Origin of the sequence: Chengkuizengella marina (genome assembly GCF_009910845.1) — a bacterium.
In the GTDB taxonomy this organism is placed as follows: Bacteria; Bacillota; Bacilli; order Paenibacillales; family KCTC-33759; genus Chengkuizengella; species Chengkuizengella marina.
In genome coordinates this window covers 109,391-128,676 of the sequence record NZ_SIJB01000030.1, presented here as the reverse complement: position 1 = coordinate 128,676, position 19,286 = coordinate 109,391, and the positions used below count along the sequence as shown (strand labels likewise).

At 34.7% G+C, this 19,286-nt stretch carries 15 protein-coding genes and 1 riboswitch; of the genes, 7 read left to right on the top strand and 8 right to left on the bottom strand.

The genetic code is table 11. The annotated features are described in order from the left end of the window. Positions 1-47: 47 nt before the first annotated feature. Positions 48-1,841, top strand: a complete 1,794-nt coding sequence (locus ERL59_RS15225) for an MDR family MFS transporter (RefSeq protein WP_160647084.1) — start codon at positions 48-50, stop codon at positions 1,839-1,841. A 101-nt stretch (positions 1,842-1,942) separates the two neighbouring features. Here the strand turns inward: ERL59_RS15225 and ERL59_RS15220 are convergent, their stop codons facing one another. Then, the gene (locus tag ERL59_RS15220) at positions 1,943-3,103 is read right to left on the bottom strand and encodes an aminotransferase class I/II-fold pyridoxal phosphate-dependent enzyme (RefSeq protein ID WP_160647083.1); all 1,161 of its coding nucleotides are present in this window, start codon (positions 3,101-3,103) and stop codon (positions 1,943-1,945) included. 14 nt (positions 3,104-3,117) lie between these two features. Next, on the bottom strand, positions 3,118-4,029 hold the full coding sequence (gene metA, locus ERL59_RS15215) for a homoserine O-acetyltransferase MetA (RefSeq protein ID WP_160647082.1): 912 nt from the start codon (positions 4,027-4,029) through the stop codon (positions 3,118-3,120). A 120-nt stretch (positions 4,030-4,149) separates the two neighbouring features. Continuing rightward, positions 4,150-4,265, bottom strand: a riboswitch (SAM riboswitch). A 179-nt stretch (positions 4,266-4,444) separates the two neighbouring features. Between metA and mgtE the strand changes: the two genes are divergently transcribed. Then, positions 4,445-5,797 carry a magnesium transporter gene (gene mgtE / locus ERL59_RS15210; RefSeq protein ID WP_160647081.1) on the top strand — a complete coding sequence of 451 codons (1,353 nt, stop codon included), beginning with the start codon at positions 4,445-4,447 and terminating at the stop codon, positions 5,795-5,797. Positions 5,798-5,804: 7 nt separating this feature from the next. Here mgtE and ERL59_RS15205 read toward each other — a convergent pair whose 3' ends face one another. Beyond that, complete coding sequence (locus ERL59_RS15205) at positions 5,805-6,437, bottom strand: HRDC domain-containing protein (RefSeq protein WP_160647080.1); 633 nt, start codon at positions 6,435-6,437, stop codon at positions 5,805-5,807. 282 nt (positions 6,438-6,719) lie between these two features. Between ERL59_RS15205 and ERL59_RS15200 the strand changes: the two genes are divergently transcribed. The 3 genes from ERL59_RS15200 to ERL59_RS15190 all read left to right on the top strand — a co-directional run bounded on the left by ERL59_RS15200 (position 6,720) and on the right by ERL59_RS15190 (position 7,934). Next, on the top strand, positions 6,720-7,184 hold the full coding sequence (locus tag ERL59_RS15200; protein ID WP_160647079.1) for a DUF2269 family protein: 465 nt from the start codon (positions 6,720-6,722) through the stop codon (positions 7,182-7,184). A 47-nt stretch (positions 7,185-7,231) separates the two neighbouring features. Beyond that, positions 7,232-7,534 carry a DUF3055 domain-containing protein gene (locus tag ERL59_RS15195; protein WP_160647078.1) on the top strand — a complete coding sequence of 101 codons (303 nt, stop codon included), beginning with the start codon at positions 7,232-7,234 and terminating at the stop codon, positions 7,532-7,534. Between the two features lie 139 nt (positions 7,535-7,673). Beyond that, positions 7,674-7,934, top strand: coding sequence for a hypothetical protein (locus ERL59_RS15190; protein WP_160647077.1), 261 nt, complete (start codon positions 7,674-7,676; stop codon positions 7,932-7,934). A 77-nt stretch (positions 7,935-8,011) separates the two neighbouring features. Here ERL59_RS15190 and ERL59_RS15185 read toward each other — a convergent pair whose 3' ends face one another. The 3 genes from ERL59_RS15185 to ERL59_RS21135 form a co-directional block, all read right to left on the bottom strand. Next, a complete protein-coding gene (locus ERL59_RS15185; protein ID WP_160647076.1) occupies positions 8,012-8,911 on the bottom strand; it encodes a 5'-3' exonuclease in 900 nt (299 codons plus the stop codon). Positions 8,912-9,108: 197 nt separating this feature from the next. Beyond that, complete coding sequence (locus ERL59_RS15180) at positions 9,109-11,616, bottom strand: glycosyl hydrolase family 18 protein (RefSeq protein ID WP_160647075.1); 2,508 nt, start codon at positions 11,614-11,616, stop codon at positions 9,109-9,111. Between the two features lie 163 nt (positions 11,617-11,779). Further along, entirely contained in the window at positions 11,780-14,044 is a 2,265-nt protein-coding gene (locus ERL59_RS21135) for a fibronectin type III domain-containing protein (RefSeq protein WP_235929915.1), read from the bottom strand. Positions 14,045-14,512: 468 nt separating this feature from the next. Here ERL59_RS21135 and ERL59_RS15170 point away from each other — a divergent pair, with 468 nt between their 5' ends. After that, a complete protein-coding gene (locus ERL59_RS15170) occupies positions 14,513-15,901 on the top strand; it encodes an aspartate aminotransferase family protein (protein WP_407925723.1) in 1,389 nt (462 codons plus the stop codon). Positions 15,902-16,047: 146 nt separating this feature from the next. Further along, entirely contained in the window at positions 16,048-16,905 is an 858-nt protein-coding gene (locus ERL59_RS15165) for a MurR/RpiR family transcriptional regulator (protein WP_160647073.1), read from the top strand. Between the two features lie 21 nt (positions 16,906-16,926). Here ERL59_RS15165 and ERL59_RS15160 read toward each other — a convergent pair whose 3' ends face one another. Next, positions 16,927-18,099, bottom strand: a complete 1,173-nt coding sequence (locus ERL59_RS15160; protein WP_160647072.1) for an aminotransferase class I/II-fold pyridoxal phosphate-dependent enzyme — start codon at positions 18,097-18,099, stop codon at positions 16,927-16,929. A gap of 28 nt (positions 18,100-18,127) precedes the next feature. Further along, positions 18,128-19,252 carry a site-2 protease family protein gene (locus tag ERL59_RS15155; protein ID WP_235929914.1) on the bottom strand — a complete coding sequence of 375 codons (1,125 nt, stop codon included), beginning with the start codon at positions 19,250-19,252 and terminating at the stop codon, positions 18,128-18,130. Between the last annotated feature and the right edge of the window lie 34 nt (positions 19,253-19,286).

Sequence of the window (19,286 nt, the reverse complement as noted above, 5' to 3'; positions counted from 1 at the left end):
AATGACTATCTAGTCAATACAAATAGCTCTGAAGGGGAAGACTAAGGATGTTACAACAAAAACAAATAAATACAAGAATCGTTCTTTTAGGTTTAATGATCGGTATGTTTTTCAGTGCACTTGAACAGACCGTAGTTGGTACAGCTATGCCGACCATTATTGGTGAGTTAAATGGTTTTGAAATTTTTGCATGGGTAACTACAGCATACTTAATTACATCTACTGCTGTAATTCCTATTGTTGGGAAAATATCTGATTTATTTGGAAGAAGATACTTATACTTAACTGGAATGGTCATTTTCATTGTAGGATCTGCATTGTGTGCAACTGCAACTACAATGGAACAGTTAATCATTTTCCGCGGTATTCAAGGTATCGGCGGCGGTATGATCATGCCATTATCACAAACCATTGTGGGAGATATTTTCACAGCTGAACAGCGTGCAAAATGGCAGGGAGTATTTGGAGCCATCTTTGGTCTGAGCTCAGTTATCGGTCCGTTAGTTGGAGGCTTTTTTGTAGATACAATTAGCTGGCACTGGATCTTTTTAATTAATGTTCCTTTTGGACTCTTATCTGCTGCTTTAATTTTTATAGGTATGAAAAATGAAATTGTACAAAACACAAAAAAAGTTACCATTGGATATATGAGTAAAATTTCACTGATTATCGCTGGTATCCTATTATTGATTGGTTTAATACTTGGTGGAGATGCCTTTGAATGGAATTCTTTAGAAAGTTATTTGATATTTGGTATTCCCCTCTTTATCTTTACTTTGTTTGGTTTTATAAAACGGAAAGATTTAAATATTGATTTTTTTGGGATTATGACATTAATTCCTGCACTGACTATATTATTACTCGGTTTAACGTTCGGGGGAGACAAATTTGCTTGGTTATCCTTAACTAGTTATCTTATTTTTGGTATTTCTATACTATTAATGATTATTTTTATCTTCATCGAACGTATAACAGCTGAACCGATTCTGGATCTAAGTTTGTTTAAAAACAGAGTTTTTGCTGCAACCAACGGGCTAGGATTTCTACTAGGTTTAGGTATGTTTGGAGCGATTATGTTTGTTCCGATGTTTATGCAAGCTATCTTAGGAGTTTCACCAACAGAAGCAGGATCTACAATGACACCCATGATGATATCTTTAATTGTTGCGAGCGTAATAGGAGGTAGGTTGTTGCTGCGAATTAAATATAGAACAAACCTTACCGTAGGCATGATCATTACAAGCATAGGATTTTTCCTTATGAGCACGATGGGTCTGGAGTCAACAATGTGGACAGCCTATGGATTTATGACTGTTATGGGATTTGGAATGGGGTTAGTGATGCCTACATTGATGATCGCTGTACAAAATGCATTTCCAAAAGAAAAGTTAGGCGCTGTGACATCTGCATCTACATTTTTTAGATCCATTGGAGGTACCATCGGGGTTACAATCTTTAATGTGGTCATGAATAATACATTAACTGATAAAATATCCAATGTAACAAGTGAACAAAGTGATCCAGCTGTGGCCTCTACGTTAAGTGCGATAGGTAATGAACCCGATGATTTATTCAACATATTAATTACAACACCTGATGAACTTAAAGAGATGTTGCCGATTCCAGAAGAAACATTACATGGCGTTGTTCTTGCTATTAAAACTGCATGGTCACAATCATTCTCCTTTGTATTTTTAACAGGATTAAGTATTATCGCTTTAGGTATATTTGTTGCTCTTTCTGTAGGAAACGGACGTATTAAACGAGATAAAAAGAAATCCGCGATAATCGGAAGAGAAAAGAAGGAACAAGGAATGAAAAAAGAGCTTGTGACAGAGTAAAGCAAAAAGAAAGGCAAAACAAAAATAAACTAGTGCCATCATTATCTTTGGTTTGGGACTAGTTTATTTTACCTTTTTTAAAACAATTAATTATGAAGTGCTTATTCTCCTTCAACCTCTACTTTTGCCTTTTCAAAAGCCTGAGATAGATCTGTAATCAAATCCTCAACATGTTCTATACCTACTGAATAACGTAATAAACGATCATCTACTCCTATTTTTTCACGTATCTCTTTTGGAATATCAGCATGTGTCTGTACGGAAGGATAAGTCATCAGAGATTCGACTCCACCCAAACTCTCTGCAAATGCAATAATTTGAATATGACGTAAAATGGGCTCAATCGTTCTTGCATCTTTCATTTTAAAAGAAAAAATACCCGTGTTTCCTGAAGATTGTCGATTTTGCACTTCATGACTAGGGTGTGATGGCAAGGCCGGATAAAAAACTTCTTCCACCATTGGATGTTCAAGTAAATACTCAGCTATTTTCGTTGCATTTTCTTGATGTCGTTCCATTCGAAGTGCTAACGTCTTCATCCCTCTCATTAATAACCAACAATCCTGAGGTCCTAATACCGCACCAATAGAATTATGCAGTTCAAACATCTTTTCTGATAATTCCTCTCCTATAGTGACAATTAAACCTGCAATCACATCGTTATGTCCTCCTAGATATTTGGATGCACTATGAATAATAATGTCTGCCCCTAATTCAATCGGTCTTTGAAAATATGGGGAAAGCAGTGTGTTATCTACGATCGTAAGCAGATTTTTTGATTTTGCCCATGTGCTAACTTTCTCAATATCAGTTACCATCATTAATGGATTAGTAGGTGTTTCAATTAAAATCGCTTTTGTATTTGAAGTGATAAGCTTTTCCATTTCTTCAATATTATTTGTATTAACATAACTAGAGGTTACTCCGAATCGAGACATAGTTTTCTCCAATAATCTATACGTTCCACCATAAAGATCTAATGAAACAATCAAATGATCTCCTTGTGAAAATAAAGCAAATATCGTCTGTAAAGCAGCCATTCCTGAACTGCATGCAAATCCAGCATCTCCATTTTCTAGATCTGCTATGGCATCTTCTAATATGGCACGTGTAGGACTTTTGGTTCTAGCATAATCAAACCCAGTACTTTCCCCTAGTTTTGGATGTCTGAAAGCAGTGGAATGATAGATCGGATAATTAACTGCACCAGTTTTAGGGTCAGCTTGTGAACCTATTTGAGCTAAGCGACTTTCTATTCTCATAACTATATCCTCCTTTAAATAACCCAGTCATATGTGGTTTCTTGATATACATAATAGTTCAACCAATTGGAAAACAGCAAACTTCCATGCGCTCTCCAAGTATTATAAGGCTTATTAGTAGGGTCATCTTTTGGAAAATAATTTCTAGGAATAGCACATTCCATGCCTTTATTTATGTCTCTATCGTATTCCCATTTTAAAGTCTCTGAGTCGTACTCAGCGTGACCTGTAACAAAAATTTGCTTTCCATCTTTTGTTCCGACAATGTATACCCCTGCCTCTTCTGATTCGGATAAGATTTCCAGATTTTCATGTTTTTCAATATCTTCTCTACGTATTTCTGTATGTCTTGACTGAGGGGCATTAAATACTTCATCAAAACCTCTAAATAATTTCACGTTTTTTACATTCGTTTGATGTTGGAATACTCCAAATATTTTTTCATCTAATAAATACTTAGGAACGTCAAAGTGATGGTATAGACCTGCTTGTGAAGCCCAACATATATGCAATGTTGAGGTAACATTTACTTTAGACCATTCCATAATATCCTTTAATTCTTCCCAATAATTCACATCTTCAAAGTTTAAAGTTTCAACAGGTGCCCCAGTAATAATCATTCCATCAAAACGCAGATGCCTAACTTCTTCAAACGTTTTATAAAATTGTTTTAAATGTTTTTGTGATGTGTTTTTACTTGCATGTGTTTTAGGATGAATCAGTGTAAACTCTACTTGTAAAGGGGTATTGCTTAATAAGCGCAAGATTTGTGTTTCTGTCGTTTCTTTAGTAGGCATCAAATTTAACATGATCACCTTTAATGGACGAATATCCTGATGGAAGGCTCTAGATTCATCCATTACGAATATATTCTCATTATTTAATATTTCTTTGGCTGGTAGATGATCTGGAATCTTAACGGGCATCTTAACTTCACTCCTTTAGTTTGAATGTATCAATCATAAAACTCATCAGAGTAGTTAGAAAAAAACCTTTCTCACTGCTTACTGAGAAAGGTTTTTTATATCATTATACAATGATATCCTCTCTCATCTCTCAGAAGGTACACTTCTGCAAGAATTAGCACCGTGCAAAATTATTTTAAAAAATGCCGGTTGCCGGGTTTCATCGGGCCAGTCCCTCCACCTGCTCTTGATAAGAGTTTCACGATTATTTAATTATTATTACTTTAATTGAAAAAAGTATTTGAGTCAAGAAGAAAAAAAATAAATATAATAAATTAAAATGTGTTAAATTTTATTTATTTAAAATTTTGATTATGCTATTGTTCATTATGGGGCAATTTACAATTATATTGACGAATTTAGGTGAATAACATAAATGAAACATTCACAAATTGAAAATGTTCTGTTAACAGTCATTAAATATATTAAAGATTATAAAAAAGAGGAAGTTCAAAATTTATTTGATGAACTACAGCCATATGATATTGCTGAACTTTACAAAGCTTTACCAGATAAACATAGAATAAAGTTTATTTTGTGTTTATCCTCCAAACATTTAGCTATTTTAATACAAGAATTGGAAAGCGAACTACAATTAGAAATATTACAAGCTTTGGGGATAGAAAGATCATCTAAGGTTATGGATCTAATGGAAAATGACGACCTTGCTGATTTATTAAATGAGCTGTCAGAAGAAAAAATGGAAGAATTTTTGTCTTCCATGCAAAAAGAAGAATCCAAAACGGTTCAAGATCTAATGCAATATCCGCCTGAAACTGCAGGTGGAATCATGACAAACCGATATGTATGGATACGCAGCTATTATACTGTACGTGAAGCCATAGATAAAATAAAATCATTTGCCCAAATTGCAGAAAATATTTACTATCTATATGTACTAGATGAAGATAAAAAATTAGTTGGTGTAGTATCTTACAGGGATTTACTATTGGCAGATATTGAAGATTCAATTAAGGATATTATGTATAACCGAGTCATCTCTGTACCTGTAACTATGGATCAAGAACATGTGGCTACAATTATTGAAAGATATGACTTTATCGCTGTTCCTGTTGTGGATGAAGAACAAAGACTCTCTGGTATCATTACTGTTGATGATGTTATTGATGTTATGATAACAGAAGCAAATGAAGATATTCATAAATTATCTGCCAGTGGTAAATCCATTGATTTTAATACAAGTACTATCACTGCCTCTATGCGTCGTTTACCATGGTTAGTTCTACTATTATTTTTAGGGTTATTATCAGGCAGTGTAATCTCAAATTTTGAAGGAACTTTAGAAAAAGTAGTTGCATTAACCTTTTTCATGCCTATGATTGCTGGTATGACAGGAAACACAGGTACTCAATCTTTAGCTATTGCTGTTCGTGGGCTAACTACTCAACACTTGGATAAAACATCATTTTTCAAATTATTGTTTAGAGAAATTGGTGTTGGACTTATCATTGGAACGGTTTGTGGAATGCTCATTTCATTGATCTCCTTTTTTTGGCAGGGAAATTTAATGCTTAGTTTCGTTATTGGTTCCTCACTATTTTTAACACTGATTATAGGTACATTAGCAGGGACCATTATTCCATTAATTCTATATCAGTTTAAAGTAGACCCAGCTATCGCTTCAGGACCACTAATTACAACATTAAATGATATTTTTTCATTAACCGTTTATTTCGGTTTAGCCACCTTATTTATGTCTTATTTTTAAACATGTTTTACTTCATCATTTGTTTTTTATAAAACCAATCATCAAATTGCGGAACATTTATTTGCTCTTCAACCCACATAAGAGGAAATTTAGTTACACGTTCAAATTGATTCGTTATATTTAAAATTGAATCACCGAATTGATCAACTTTAGCTGTTGCAAGTCCAGGAATTTGCAATAGCTCTTCTTTTGTTTTTGGAATAAACGTACTTAACATTTTTAACACTCGATTAGATGCAATAATATAAGGAGGCTTTTCTAATTTATCAGACTCTTGCCTCCTCCATCCACGCAATTGCTCAAACAATTCATGATTTCCCATTTGTTCACTATAAAAATACAGCAGTTGAGTCCTTTTATTTTTTGAAGAGAGTGACTTAGAATGATTAAAATGGTCAGCATACAACGGGAGATAACCCTCCCTTATATACTGTTTAAATTTTAATCTTAATTGTACTAAAATAACTTCTAAACTTTTTTCTTCAATCGTTAAGTCTTTCACAGTTTCCACATTTTCATTTATGACCTTCATTTGCCAAAATGACTCGAGTTCAAATAAATGAACTTGAACAACATTACTTTCATTTTTGTCGTCTGATTCCTTTTTCAACGTATTCATGTAAACTAAATTTTCTTTCATTTTTATACTTCCTTCCCTAACTGGCAATATAACTAAAAAACACCCCTTCTACAAAGTTTGTAAAAGAGGTGCTTCCTCATGTTTTTCATCTTTTTTTTGAATGATACATCATTTTCCCTAATGTAATCAATAGGACTTAAATATTATTTTTCTTTTGTAATTTCACAACTACGTTATTTTATATTGAAATAAATACTGTTTTTCTTTACGATTAAATTAACTTAAAACATGTGATCATATCAACTACATAATCATAAAACAAATCATGTGTGGAGGTGAAAAATGAGTTTTTTAATATTAATACATGTGTTATCCGCTGTAATTGGGGTGGGTCCTATCTTTTTCATCCATATATTATTAAGGAAAGAGCAATCTGTACAGGAACTTCGTTTTTCCATGAAAATAGCAAAAAAACTGTTGTTATTTCCAAAAATAGGCGGTTTAACTGCGGTTTTAACTGGACTCTTAATTATACTTTTAAACGATTATGGTACTTTTTTTCAACTATGGTTAGTTGGTTCCTTAGTTTTATATCTTATTGCTCAAGTCATTTTATTGGGTTTCATAGCGCCGAGGCAGAAAAAAATAGCTTCATGGTTGTTTGATCCAAATAATAATAATGAAATCAAATTGCCATTTGAAATCATATTAATGCGAAGTCAAGTAAACTTACTTTTTTATATTAGTACAACACTAATATTATTCATTTTTGTATTGATGATACTTAAACCTTTAGTATTTGTATAATATGTTGTAATATAAAAGAACATATATACAGTAAAAGAGGTGATCACATGTCTGATATTTCATTTGATTTTCTATCAGATAGCACTGAAGAAACATCAACACGCTTTGTTACATTTGTTGGGGAGCAAAGCTTAAAGCGATATGACTTAGCTATTACAACAACAGGAAGATTTTACGGTAAAAAATTAGTTGCCGATTTACAATCAGGTAAAACCGCAATTCTTGGTCCTGATGATTTAGAGGAAGAAGGTTATTTAGAGCATGTATATCAATTAAATGAAGAAGAAGGAATAGAGCTGCGTGCCTTTTTAGACCTTGTCGTAGGTGTTGTTAATTTTTCTGACCTATAATCCAATCTAATGTATATAAGTTAGATGGGAGTTAAATCTATATATTTTTTATTTCCAAGGTGAATATTACGAATAGAACAAACCTCCAAGGGAAAAATAATGTGACAATACGATCACATCTTTCCTGGGAGGTTTTTTCATGAATAATAAACCATTTCAAAAAGAAAGAAAAAGTAAATTTACAGATCTAAAAACAGTAGAATCTCAGCGCAATGATTTAACAGCTGAAGAATTTCCAGAAGGGGCTTATGGTATGGATTTATTAAGTGAATCTTTAGGAAAAAGCTCTCCTTGGAGAGAAGACCAACGACCTCCTAACCGATTCACTTATGAAAACCGGGAGTTGCATGAGGGGCTTCCTCGACAAGATCCACCTGGACATGCTACTCATGACGAATAACCCACAAAAGTGAACAAAATTTGATGATGCATAGTCCGAATACTTTTGTGGGTATAAATTAATAAAATCAATAATATTTAGACTGCAAACTTTCTTATTAAAGATTTAAACTCAAATTCTTTTAATTTATGAATAAGTTTCTCTTGATTAATCACATAAGTACAGTCATCTAAATGGCATTGGAATGTAACATCTGTATGAATCGTTGCTAATTCCCTTGATAAATAAATTAATTCCTTATTTTCTAACAATCTTTCTTGTAACTTACCTTTAACTTGATCTATGTTTTCAAACAATTGATTTATATTTTCAAACTCATCAATTAATTTGATTGCAGTTTTGGGACCTACTTTAGGACATCCAGGAATATTATCTGACGCATCCCCCATTAATCCTTTCATTTCAATAATTTGATATGGATAGGTTACACCTGTTTCTTCCTTAAAATTATCCATACCAATTGTTAAGTAATTACCGAATCCTTTTTTCATAAGTGTAACATTCGTTTTTTCATTGATTAATTGTAAAGTATCTTTATCCCCTGTTAAAACATTTATCTCTATCCCTTGATTCGAATAGTATTTAGCAATAGATCCGATCATGTCATCTGCTTCATAACCAACCTTCCCCATACAAGGGATTTCAAATGCTTCTACTAATTCCCACAGCTTACCAAATTGTGGAACGAGTTCTTCTGGTGGAGCTCCTCGGTTTGCTTTATAATCTGAATACATGTCGTTGCGGAACGTTTTTTCTCCCATATCAAAAGCACAAATTACATGGGTAGGTTTAAATCTCTCAATGGCATCTAGCATATATCTAGTAAACTGATATAAACCATTTGTATAAAGACCTTGAGAGTTTCTCATATAGTTTCCAGTGACTGCAGTAGCGTAAAAACCTCTAAATAATAATGCAAAGCTATCAATGATTAAAATAGAATTTTCTTGATCTTCTATGTGATTATTTCCTGTCATTTTTATCTCCTTTAAGCTGATGATAGATTTAATTATAAACTAATTCTACAATAAAAAGGGATTTCCTTTTGGAAAATTGAACAAGTAACTCCTCGAAAAGTAAAATAAAAGCACCCCAATTTCCACCACAGAAGTGATTTTTGAAGGTGCTTTAGCTATTTTTTTGGAATCTCTATTTTTGATTGATAATTATGTTATTATTTTAACCCCCATAATGCAGGTACATTTGGCGGTTCCCAACCTATTTGTGAAGTATGAGCTTGTATACAATAATAGGTGTTCCCATTATAAGTGACCTCATCATTTACACTGTAACTAACCCCTGTTTCCCATGGATCAGCACTCGATGGATCATCTGCATCTGTTGTGGCTTGAATGGACGCCCCTTCTGACTCATTTCCTGCTCCATCCTTTGCCGTGACTGTAAAAGTGTACGTTGTTTCAGCACTTAATCCATTGATAGTTGTCGTAGTATTTGTTACTTCTACACTGCCTAAATCATATGTGATTGTATATCCTGTTACACCCACATTATCTGTTGAAGCATCCCATCCTAAACTTACACTATTTGAACTTTTTTCTGTAACTTGGAGATTGCTTGGAATACTTGGTGCTTCATGATCTATTTCACCTCCGTCACCATCACAGGTACTAATATATTTCCATACTCCCCATTCTCCACTTTGATCAGGAAATTCTCCCACTGTCCACCATTTAGACTCGTAGACCTTCCCGTTGTAGGTTACTCTCACACCACCAACATATTCTGTATTCTCATCCCAAGCTGGATAAGGACAACTGTTTGGTGCATCCGTTGTTACCTGTATTGAACTTTCATCTGATATATTCCCCGCTCCATCTTTTGCTGTCACTGTAAAAGTATACGTTGTATCTGCTGTTAATCCACTAATACTTACAGTAGGTTCTGTCACTTCTACAGTACCTAAATCATATGAAACAATATAGCCTGTCACCCCTTCATCATCTGTGGAAGCTGACCAACTTAAATCAACACTTGAAGCAGTTTTTGCAGTGACTTGTAAATTTGCAGGAGCGCTTGGCGGCGTAGTATCATTAGATTGATCCGTTGATTCCGTTACTGCATTACTTGCTCCCGAGACATTACCTGCTGCATCTTTCGCTTTTACCGTAAAAGTGTAGGATGTATTTGGAGCAAGACCACCAATGGTTGCATTTAAACTACCTACATTTATTGAAGTATTACCATAGGTTATAATGTATCCTGTTACTCCTACATTATCTGTTGAAGCATCCCAAGCCAAACTTATACTACTTGATGTTTTTCCTGTTACTCGTAGGTTACTTGGTACAGTTGGTGCTTCGTTATCAGGCACCCCACCACTATCTAAATCACTTGTTAACTTATTTAATAAGACCTTGTTCCGATCCCCACTAAACTCCCAGAACATGGCTCCACCTAGTCCATTTGATTTTATAAAATCTGTTTTATAACCGAAAGATTTCACATCATCATAAGTAATAAAGTTACCATTGGAAGCGTTATATAAAAAAGGTACTTTAGCTACATCATTCCAATAACGTACATAACCATTTTTATTGATATAGTTGTCTTCTAAATCAGTATAGTCCCAAACCCCATTCTCCCAAGTTCCATCATTTGCAGAAGAACAGTTTTGATATTCTCCGTTATTGTCTGATAAACAACTACTCCAGCCTCGCCCATAAAATGGCGTTCCTATTACGATTTTTTGTGAGGGTACTCCAGCATTTATATGACCTTGAACACCTGCCTCAATATTAAATTCAGCAGCGTTTGGCACATTTGAACTGGCTGCTGCTGGGTCAAAATACAATGGTGAGTTATGGGCACTAATCGTTTGCCATCCTCCATTAAAGTCATAAGTCATGATATTAATCCAATCTACAACATTTGCTATTTTATCAAGCTCTGTATTCTGAGCATAAGTTGGTCCTGCTCCTGAAGCGATAGTGAGAGAATAATATTTGCCATCTTCAGCTCCTGCAATATCTAGTTTTTCACGTACTTCTTGTAATAATAATGTATAGTTTTGTTTATCCTCTGAACGAGTACTATTCCCTGGTAAACCACCACTAACCGGATATTCCCAATCTAAATCAACACCATCAAATTGATACTTTCTTAGAAAATCTACTGCCGAATTAGCAAAATTCTCTCGAGTGATTTGACTAGCTGCAGCATCAGAAAAACGATTAGACCAAGTCCATCCGCCGACAGAAATCATCGTTTTCAAATGAGGATGTTGTTCTTTTAATAGATTTAACTGTTTGATGTTCCCTTTAATCGGTTCATCCCAAGTATCCCCAGGATTACTTTTTTGAACATCAATCCATGGGTCCCCTAACACAATTGAACCGTTCGGTACATCTATCGTTCCATTTTCATCCTGACAAGTCCATGTAGTAGGATTAGGACCTGTGGGATCAGGATTGCCATGTCTTCCGTCCCAGCAAATATCAGCAAAAGCATAGTTAATATGTGTCACCTTTGAGACATCCATGTCCCAAACTTGATAATTACGCCCATAGGCACCCCAGGAAGGATAATAACCAACAATTTTATAATCAGAATTAGCTTCTACCTTTTCTATATTAAAAACATGAAATTGAAACAGAGAAAATAATAGTGTAATAATGAATAGCAAAATAAATGATTTTTTAATAGACTTTCTTTTTAAAATCATATTTGTTCCTCCTCGTATTAAAAATCAATCAATATCTTTTTAACTCTAGTATTGTTTTAATCTAATAGAATAAATGCTTTAACAAGCCAAATATATAGTAAAAATTAAACTACCTACCACGTTAATAAATAGAAAGAATTGCTAGTAAAAATGCTAGAAGTATTTACTTTAATCCCCATAAAGCAGGTACATTAGGCGGTTCCCAACCTATTTGTGAAGTATGAGCTTGTATACAATAATAAATGCTTCCATTATAGGTGACCTCATCATTTATACTGTAACTAACTCCAGCTTCCCAAGGCTCAACACCCGATGGATCACCTTCATCTGTAGTCGCTTGAATGGATACCCCATCTGATTCATTGCCCGCTGCATCCTTTGCTGTCACTGTAAAAGTATACGTTGTTTCAGCACTTAATCCATTGATGGTTGTTGTTGTATTTGTTACCTCTACACTGCCTATATCATATGTGATCATGTATCCTGTTACACCCACATTATCTGTAGAAGCATCCCAAGCTAAACTTACACTATTTGAACTTTTTCCTGTAACTTGGAGATTACTTGGAATGCTTGGTGCTTCATGATCTATTTCACCTCCGCCACCATCACAGGTACTAATATATTTCCACACGCCCCATTCTCCACTTTGATCAGGAAATTCTCCTGCTGTCCACCATTTAGACTCGTAGACCTTCCCGTTGTAGGTTACTCTCACACCACCAACATATTCTGTATTCTCATCCCAAGCTGGATAAGGACAACTGTTTGGTCCATCCGTTGTTACCTGAATGGAAGCTTCATCTGATATGTTTCCAGCTGCATCCTTTGCTATGACAGTGAAAGTATACGTTGTATCTGCTGTTAATCCGTTAATACTTACGGTTGTTCCTGTTACTTCTACAGAGTCTAAGTGATATGAAACAGTATAGCCTGTAACCCCTTCATCATCTGTGGAAGCTGACCAGCTTAAATCAACACTTGTAGAAGTTTTTGAAGTGACTTGTAGATTTGTAGGTGCTGTTGGCGGAGTAGTATCGTTAGACTGCTCCGTTGTTTCTGTAACTGCATTACTTGCTCCCGAGACATTACCTGCTGCATCTTTCGCTTTTACTGTAAAAGTGTAAGATGTATTTGGTGTAAGACCGCTAATCGTTGCATTTAAACTACCTACATTGATTGAAGTATTTCCATAGGTTACAATGTATCCCGTTACTCCTACATTATCTGTTGAAGCATCCCAAGCCAAACTTATACTACTTGTTGTTTTTCCTGTTACTCGTAGGTTACTTGGTACAGTTGGTGCTTGAGTATCTATCTGTCCTGTAAGACTATCCAAATATGCTCGATGACTGTTAGAAAACTCGAAATGATTAAAAGCATCCCAATTGATAGACCATGTCATCAATCCTTTAAAACCAGGGTATCCAGATGGATTACGTAACACATAATTCCCTCCAAATGACTTTCCTTTTATCAAATAATCAAGTGCTTGTTGAACGATAACAGGTGATGTATAACCACCTCCAGCCGCTTGCGGAGAAGCTGGTAATCCAATGATTACCTGATCCGATCGCAAGGGTTCAAAAAAATGATTCTGATTGTTTGCTACAGGAAAACCTTGTAGTAACAATTCTGCCATAGCCACATGAAAGTCAGCAGTACCTTGCGAATAAGACAAACCGTCAAGTGCAATCATTGAACCCGTATTATAATGCTGTACATGTAAATAAGTAAGTTTATCACGCAAAGCATGTATGACTGGTAAGTATGCACCCCACGGACCTCCATAAACACTATATCCTCCCTGTACATATGCAGTTTCTGGCGCCATGGTTAACATGAAATCTGGACCATAGTGATCCAAAATCTCATTTATGGCTTCTATCAAATTAACGATTTTAGTAGAAGTTGGATTTTTAAAATCGGTGTCTCCAGCACCAATTGATAAAGAACTGCCTTCTAAATCAATATCCATTCCATCAAATCCATATTTATCAATAATATTTTTCATCGTACTAACAAAAGTTAGTTTAGCTTGTTCCGTTGATAAATCCGTTGTTCCGTTAGCTCCGCCTACCGATATCAATACTTTTTTACCTTGAGCTTGCAAATCATCAATGTCAGATATAAATTCACTATCTGTAGCATTATATGGTGTAAATCCCATATTTCCAGTACTTGGACCTCCAATAGGTTCTGCAAAAGCTACTTGAATTACATCATACTTTGGTGATATATTACGCAAATGGATATTCGTTGAACCGTTGTCAAAGTTATGCCAATAACCCACAATCACTTTATTTGAAGCAGTAGAAGCTTCAGCTTTTCCATAATTAGAAGTTAAAAATTGAAAAGATGTTACTATCAATGGCAAAATAAATATAATAATGATTGTTTTTTTATGTGATTTCCCTATCAAAATCATGGTTAAATCCCTCCTTAATTAGACATTTCAATCTCTTTCACCACCTCCAAACAATAATATTCACCCTTGTATCTCGTAACCAAAACATACTTAATACCATAAATCTAGTAACAATAAAAAGTCAGAGTAAAATATTTGGATAGTTGGATGGCTACTGTAAAAGATTGAAATTTAAAAATCAATATGAAGATGAATAATAATAGAAAATAAGAGGGATAGAATTTCATTTTTTTATTTAAGGGAATACAAGGATATATTCTTATTTTCTTTAATATTTCTACATTTTGTAAGGGGGAATTTTTCATTATTGGGGATAAGTTTCTATAGAAACAAATTTATTGACTTTTTGTGGTATTGTTTGCATAGTTTTATTTCTTAGAGTTTTAAAAAAAAACACTTTATGAAATAAAAATTTCATAATATAATATTTGTGAAATAAATATTTAAAATAAAGAAGTGGAGGTCTTACTGTTGAAAACAACAAAATTGGATTTATTATCAGAGAATACAAAGCAATCTGCACAATTATTTGAACAAGCGAAAAAAGGAATTCCAGGTGGTGTTACAGCGAATATCAAGTATATTGCACCCCACCCTATTATCATGGAAAGAGGAAAGGGAAGTAAGCTTTATGATGTAGACAAAAATGAGTATATCGATTATCTCTTATGTTATGGTGCTTTAATTCTAGGTCATGGTCATCCATATGTGTTTGAATCAGTGATGAAACAAATGAAGGAAGCTGGTACGACAATTTTTGGAACACCTCATCGTTTAGAATCAGTAATGGCTGAAAAATTAATTTCACTTTATCCAGGAATTGAAATGGTCAGATATACAAATTCCGGCCTAGAAGCTACTTTGCTTGCGATCAGAATGGCAATGGCTTATACAGGTAAATCGAAGCTAGCTAAATTTGAAGGGCACTACCATGGTGGATTCGATCAAGTATTGTTGAGTGTTAATCCCGAGGAAGATCAAGCAGGCAATGAGAAAATTCCAAATACGGTGCCTGAGTCTCGTGGAATACCTGATTATTATGTGGAAAATACGGTCATACTTCCATTTAATGATTTAATAGCAACAGAGAAGATTTTGAGAGCTAGAGCGCATGAAATTTCTTCAATTATAATGGAACCTATTCAAGGCGGGTTTATTCCTGCAGATCAAGAATTTATAACTGGGCTCAGAGGTTTAACTGAAGAACTTGGCATCCTTCTCATCTTTGATGAAGTCAAAACGGGATTTAGGTTATCTCTTGGTGGTGCACAAAAAAATTACGACATTAAACCTGATATTACGGCTCTTGGAAAAGTACTTGGAGGTGGGTTCCCTGTCGGTGCAATCGGTGGAAAAAAAGAAATTATGCTCATCAGTGCCCCTGATGGAGGGAGAGATATTTTAACGGCTGGTGCTGAAAATAAAAACAAACAGGATGCTTTGTTTCACAGCGGAACATACAACGGTCATCCAACAATCCTTGCGTCAGGACTTGCTACAATCGAGGTGCTTGAGAGTGAAGGTACTATGGAGTCATTATTCTCTAATACACAATTACTAAGACATCAACTCGAGGATGTATATCAACAATACAATATACCTATGCAAACAATTGGAGAAGGCAGCATTTTTAATATCATTCTTACACAAAACAACATTAAAAACTATCGAGATATGAACAAAGCCGATACCACCTTAAGAAAAAAGCTAGATTATGAATTACTGAAACTTGGAATTTATACAAAACCACTAAACCGTTACTCCATGTCAATCGCTCATACAGAGGAAGACATTACTCGCACTGTAGAAGCGCATAAAAGGGCAATTCAAATTATTCTTGATTTAAGGGAATCATAGAAACATACGTGTCCTGTATCATGAGTAGGGTTTCTATCTAATCAAAGAGTGAAGCCCTGCTTTCATTTTGTAGATGCAAACAGCAACATATTAAGGTAAACTGAAGAAAATGGTTACTTTCTAGTAATAATAGAAAGAGGTTTAACATGGATATTAATGTGTATAAAGTCATCTCAGAGAAAATGTCATCAATGAGCAGATCACAATTAAAAATTGCGCAGTACATTTTGAAAAATCCAAATCATGTACCTTTTCATAACGTAGGGGAATTGGCAAAATTGGTGGAGGTCAGTGATGCAACGATTGTTCGATTTGCAACTTTTCTAGGTTTTTCAGGCTATCCTGAATTTCAACGTCATATTCAAACGTCAGTGCAACAACAACTATCAACAGCTGAGAGACTTAAGCTGTCTAACCAGGTGTACGGTGAGAATGATCAAGGAATTTCTCAAATCTTTAAGGAGGATATGGGGAATATTCAATTAACCATGGAAAATTTAGATACCAATAGCTTTCATCAAGCAGTTGAATATTTATTAAAAGCAAAAAAAGTGTATATCGTAGCAAATCGAAGTGCAGTAGCATTAGGATTATTTATGCATTATTATTTGAAAATGATGCTAGATCATGTTGAAATAATTGAATCTGTTAAAGAAAATACAGACCTATTATATGATTTGCAAAGTGACGACTTAGTGATAGGTATTAGTTATACACGTTACACTAAAAACACTGTTGATATTTTTTCTTATGCAAAAGAAAAAGGTGCAATAACAATCGCATTAACAGATAACCTTATGTCACCACTAATTCAACATGCAGACGTTTCATTAACAGCAACAAGTCAAATGCCAACATTTATCGATTCATTTGTTGCACCATTAAGTTTAATTAATGCTTTAATTATCTTTACTGGAAAAGAAAAAAAAGATGATTTTGATCACAAATTAAATGCATTAGAAGATGTATGGAATAAATTCAACGTTTTTTATAAAAATGAATAAAGTCCTTTCTTTCCACTTACACTATCTCTTATCAAAAAATCTACCCATTCTCTCAACTGCTTCTAATAACACTTCTTCGTTATGCACTAGCGCTATTCTAACGTAGCCTTCCCCTTGGCTTCCGAAAGCATCTCCTGGGATGACTACCACCCCTTCAGAAAAAAGTAATTCATTGGCAAATTGCCGAGAAGTCCAGCCTTTAGGAATTTTAGCCCATATAAACATTGACGCTTTTGGCTTTTTAATATGCCAACCAATGTCAGCAAGACCATTAACCATCAAGTTTCTACGTTTTTCATAATGAATAGCAACTGACTCATTATTGTTCATATCTTCTTCTAATGCTGCAATAGCCGCTTTTTGAACAGGTATAAATACACCGTAGTCAATATTCGATTTTATTATCTTTAATGCACTTACCACGTCAGAATGACCTACTAAAAACCCAATTCTACAACCAGCCATATTAAATGCTTTAGACATGGAATGAAATTCAACAGCGATCTCTTTAGCTCCTTTGACTTCAAGTACACTTGGTGGTTTAAATCCATCAAAGGCCATTTCTGAATAAGCTAAATCGTGGACAACGAGTATTTCATGCTCTTTTGCCCAATTTACCCATCTCTCAAAAAAGGCTAGATCCGTTACTGCTGCTAAAGGATTACTAGGATAGTTCAGTATCATAAACTTAGCTTGTTTTAAAATTGAATCTGGTATTTTCTCTAACTGAGGTAAGAAGTCATGTTCCTCCTGAAGAGGAACAAAGTAAGGTTTGACCCCTGCAAGTTCTAAACTAGCACTGTATATTGGATATCCTGGGTCGGGGACTAAGACAATATCCCCTGGATTACAAATTGCCATTGCTAGATGTGCCAAACCATCCTGAGATCCCATTAATGTAAGTACTTCTGTATGTGCATCCAACACTACATTAAATCGATATTGATACCACTTCGAGACTGTTACCCTTAAGTCTAAGTTCCCTTCTGACATGGGATACCCGTAAAGATTTGAATTATCAATGGCTTCATGAAGTGTCTGAATCACTTTAGCAGAGGGAGGAAGATCGGGACTTCCAATTCCTAAATCGATTACATCTATCCCTGATTTTATAACTTGTTCTTTCCATTCAGCGAGTTCAGTAAAAATAGCCGAACCCAAATTATTTAATCGATCAGAGCCAGATATTTTCATTCGATCAAACCTCACTTTTGTGTTTTTCTTAAATATGCCCACCCTGTATAGATGTCACATACATCATATAACCTAAAAATATAGCTAAAACTCCATAAGCTAAACCGAATCTCCACCTAGTATCCAAAGGTACATTATAATAATCATCAGGTTCGTATTGCTCAGATTGGATCAAACAATGGATTCTTATAATCCTGCCTGATTCCTTTTGTACATTTTCGATTTGACTTACTTCCACTTTTTTAATGATCCCTTGGGATGGAAGATCTATAGACTGATTCAAGCCAATCTCATTCCACAATATGGACACTTTTTGTTGTCCATCTAATGTAGAGAATGTACGGAAGGCAATTTCTTGTTGGAGGATGGATAATAAATGGTTCAACCTCTCAGTACCCTCTGGAATAATAAACCCTTTATCTAATAGTAATTCTACCGGAACATCAATTTTAGCACCAACCTCTGCATTTCTGCCTTTCCCTTTTCTTTTCACGTACTTTTGAAATAACTCCCAAGCAAATAAAGCCCATATGATAAAGAATAAAGGACTTTGTAAAAAGAAGATGATGACAACTAAACCACCGATTAATCCAGCTAACCATAACCATCTAGTTACCGCTGTAGCAATTCTTCCACCGTCCAAAGGATGAATTGGCAATAAGTTGACCAAGTTTAATAAAAATCCTACGTAAGCAATGACTAAAAGGAGTTGTCCCCACTCCCCATCCATATTAGAGCCTAATAAATACACTACAAAAGCTCCTGCTGTTCCTAAAATAGGACCGCCAATAGCAATGTAAGCTTCTGTTACTGCATCTCTTGGATTTCTTTTCATTGCAATCAATGCTCCTAAAAAAGGTATAAATAAAGGGGCAGATACAGGTAATCCCTTTTGTTTAGCTGCTGCGACATGACCTAACTCATGAATCAATAACATGATGACAAGTCCAATCGCAAATTCGAGTGGAAAAATAAGTGCATAAGCACCTATTGAAATGAACATTGAGATTAAAGGACCTGCAAATTTCACTGATTTTAAAACTAAAAAAATATTTTTCCCAGCACCTAACAAAAAGACTCCAACTGCACCCAGCAACCACATTGGATTTCGTTTGTTTTCTTTGTTGCTTCCATTCTGATTTTGAACCTCCAAAAGCTCAACACCTGCCTCTAAATAAAGTAAATCC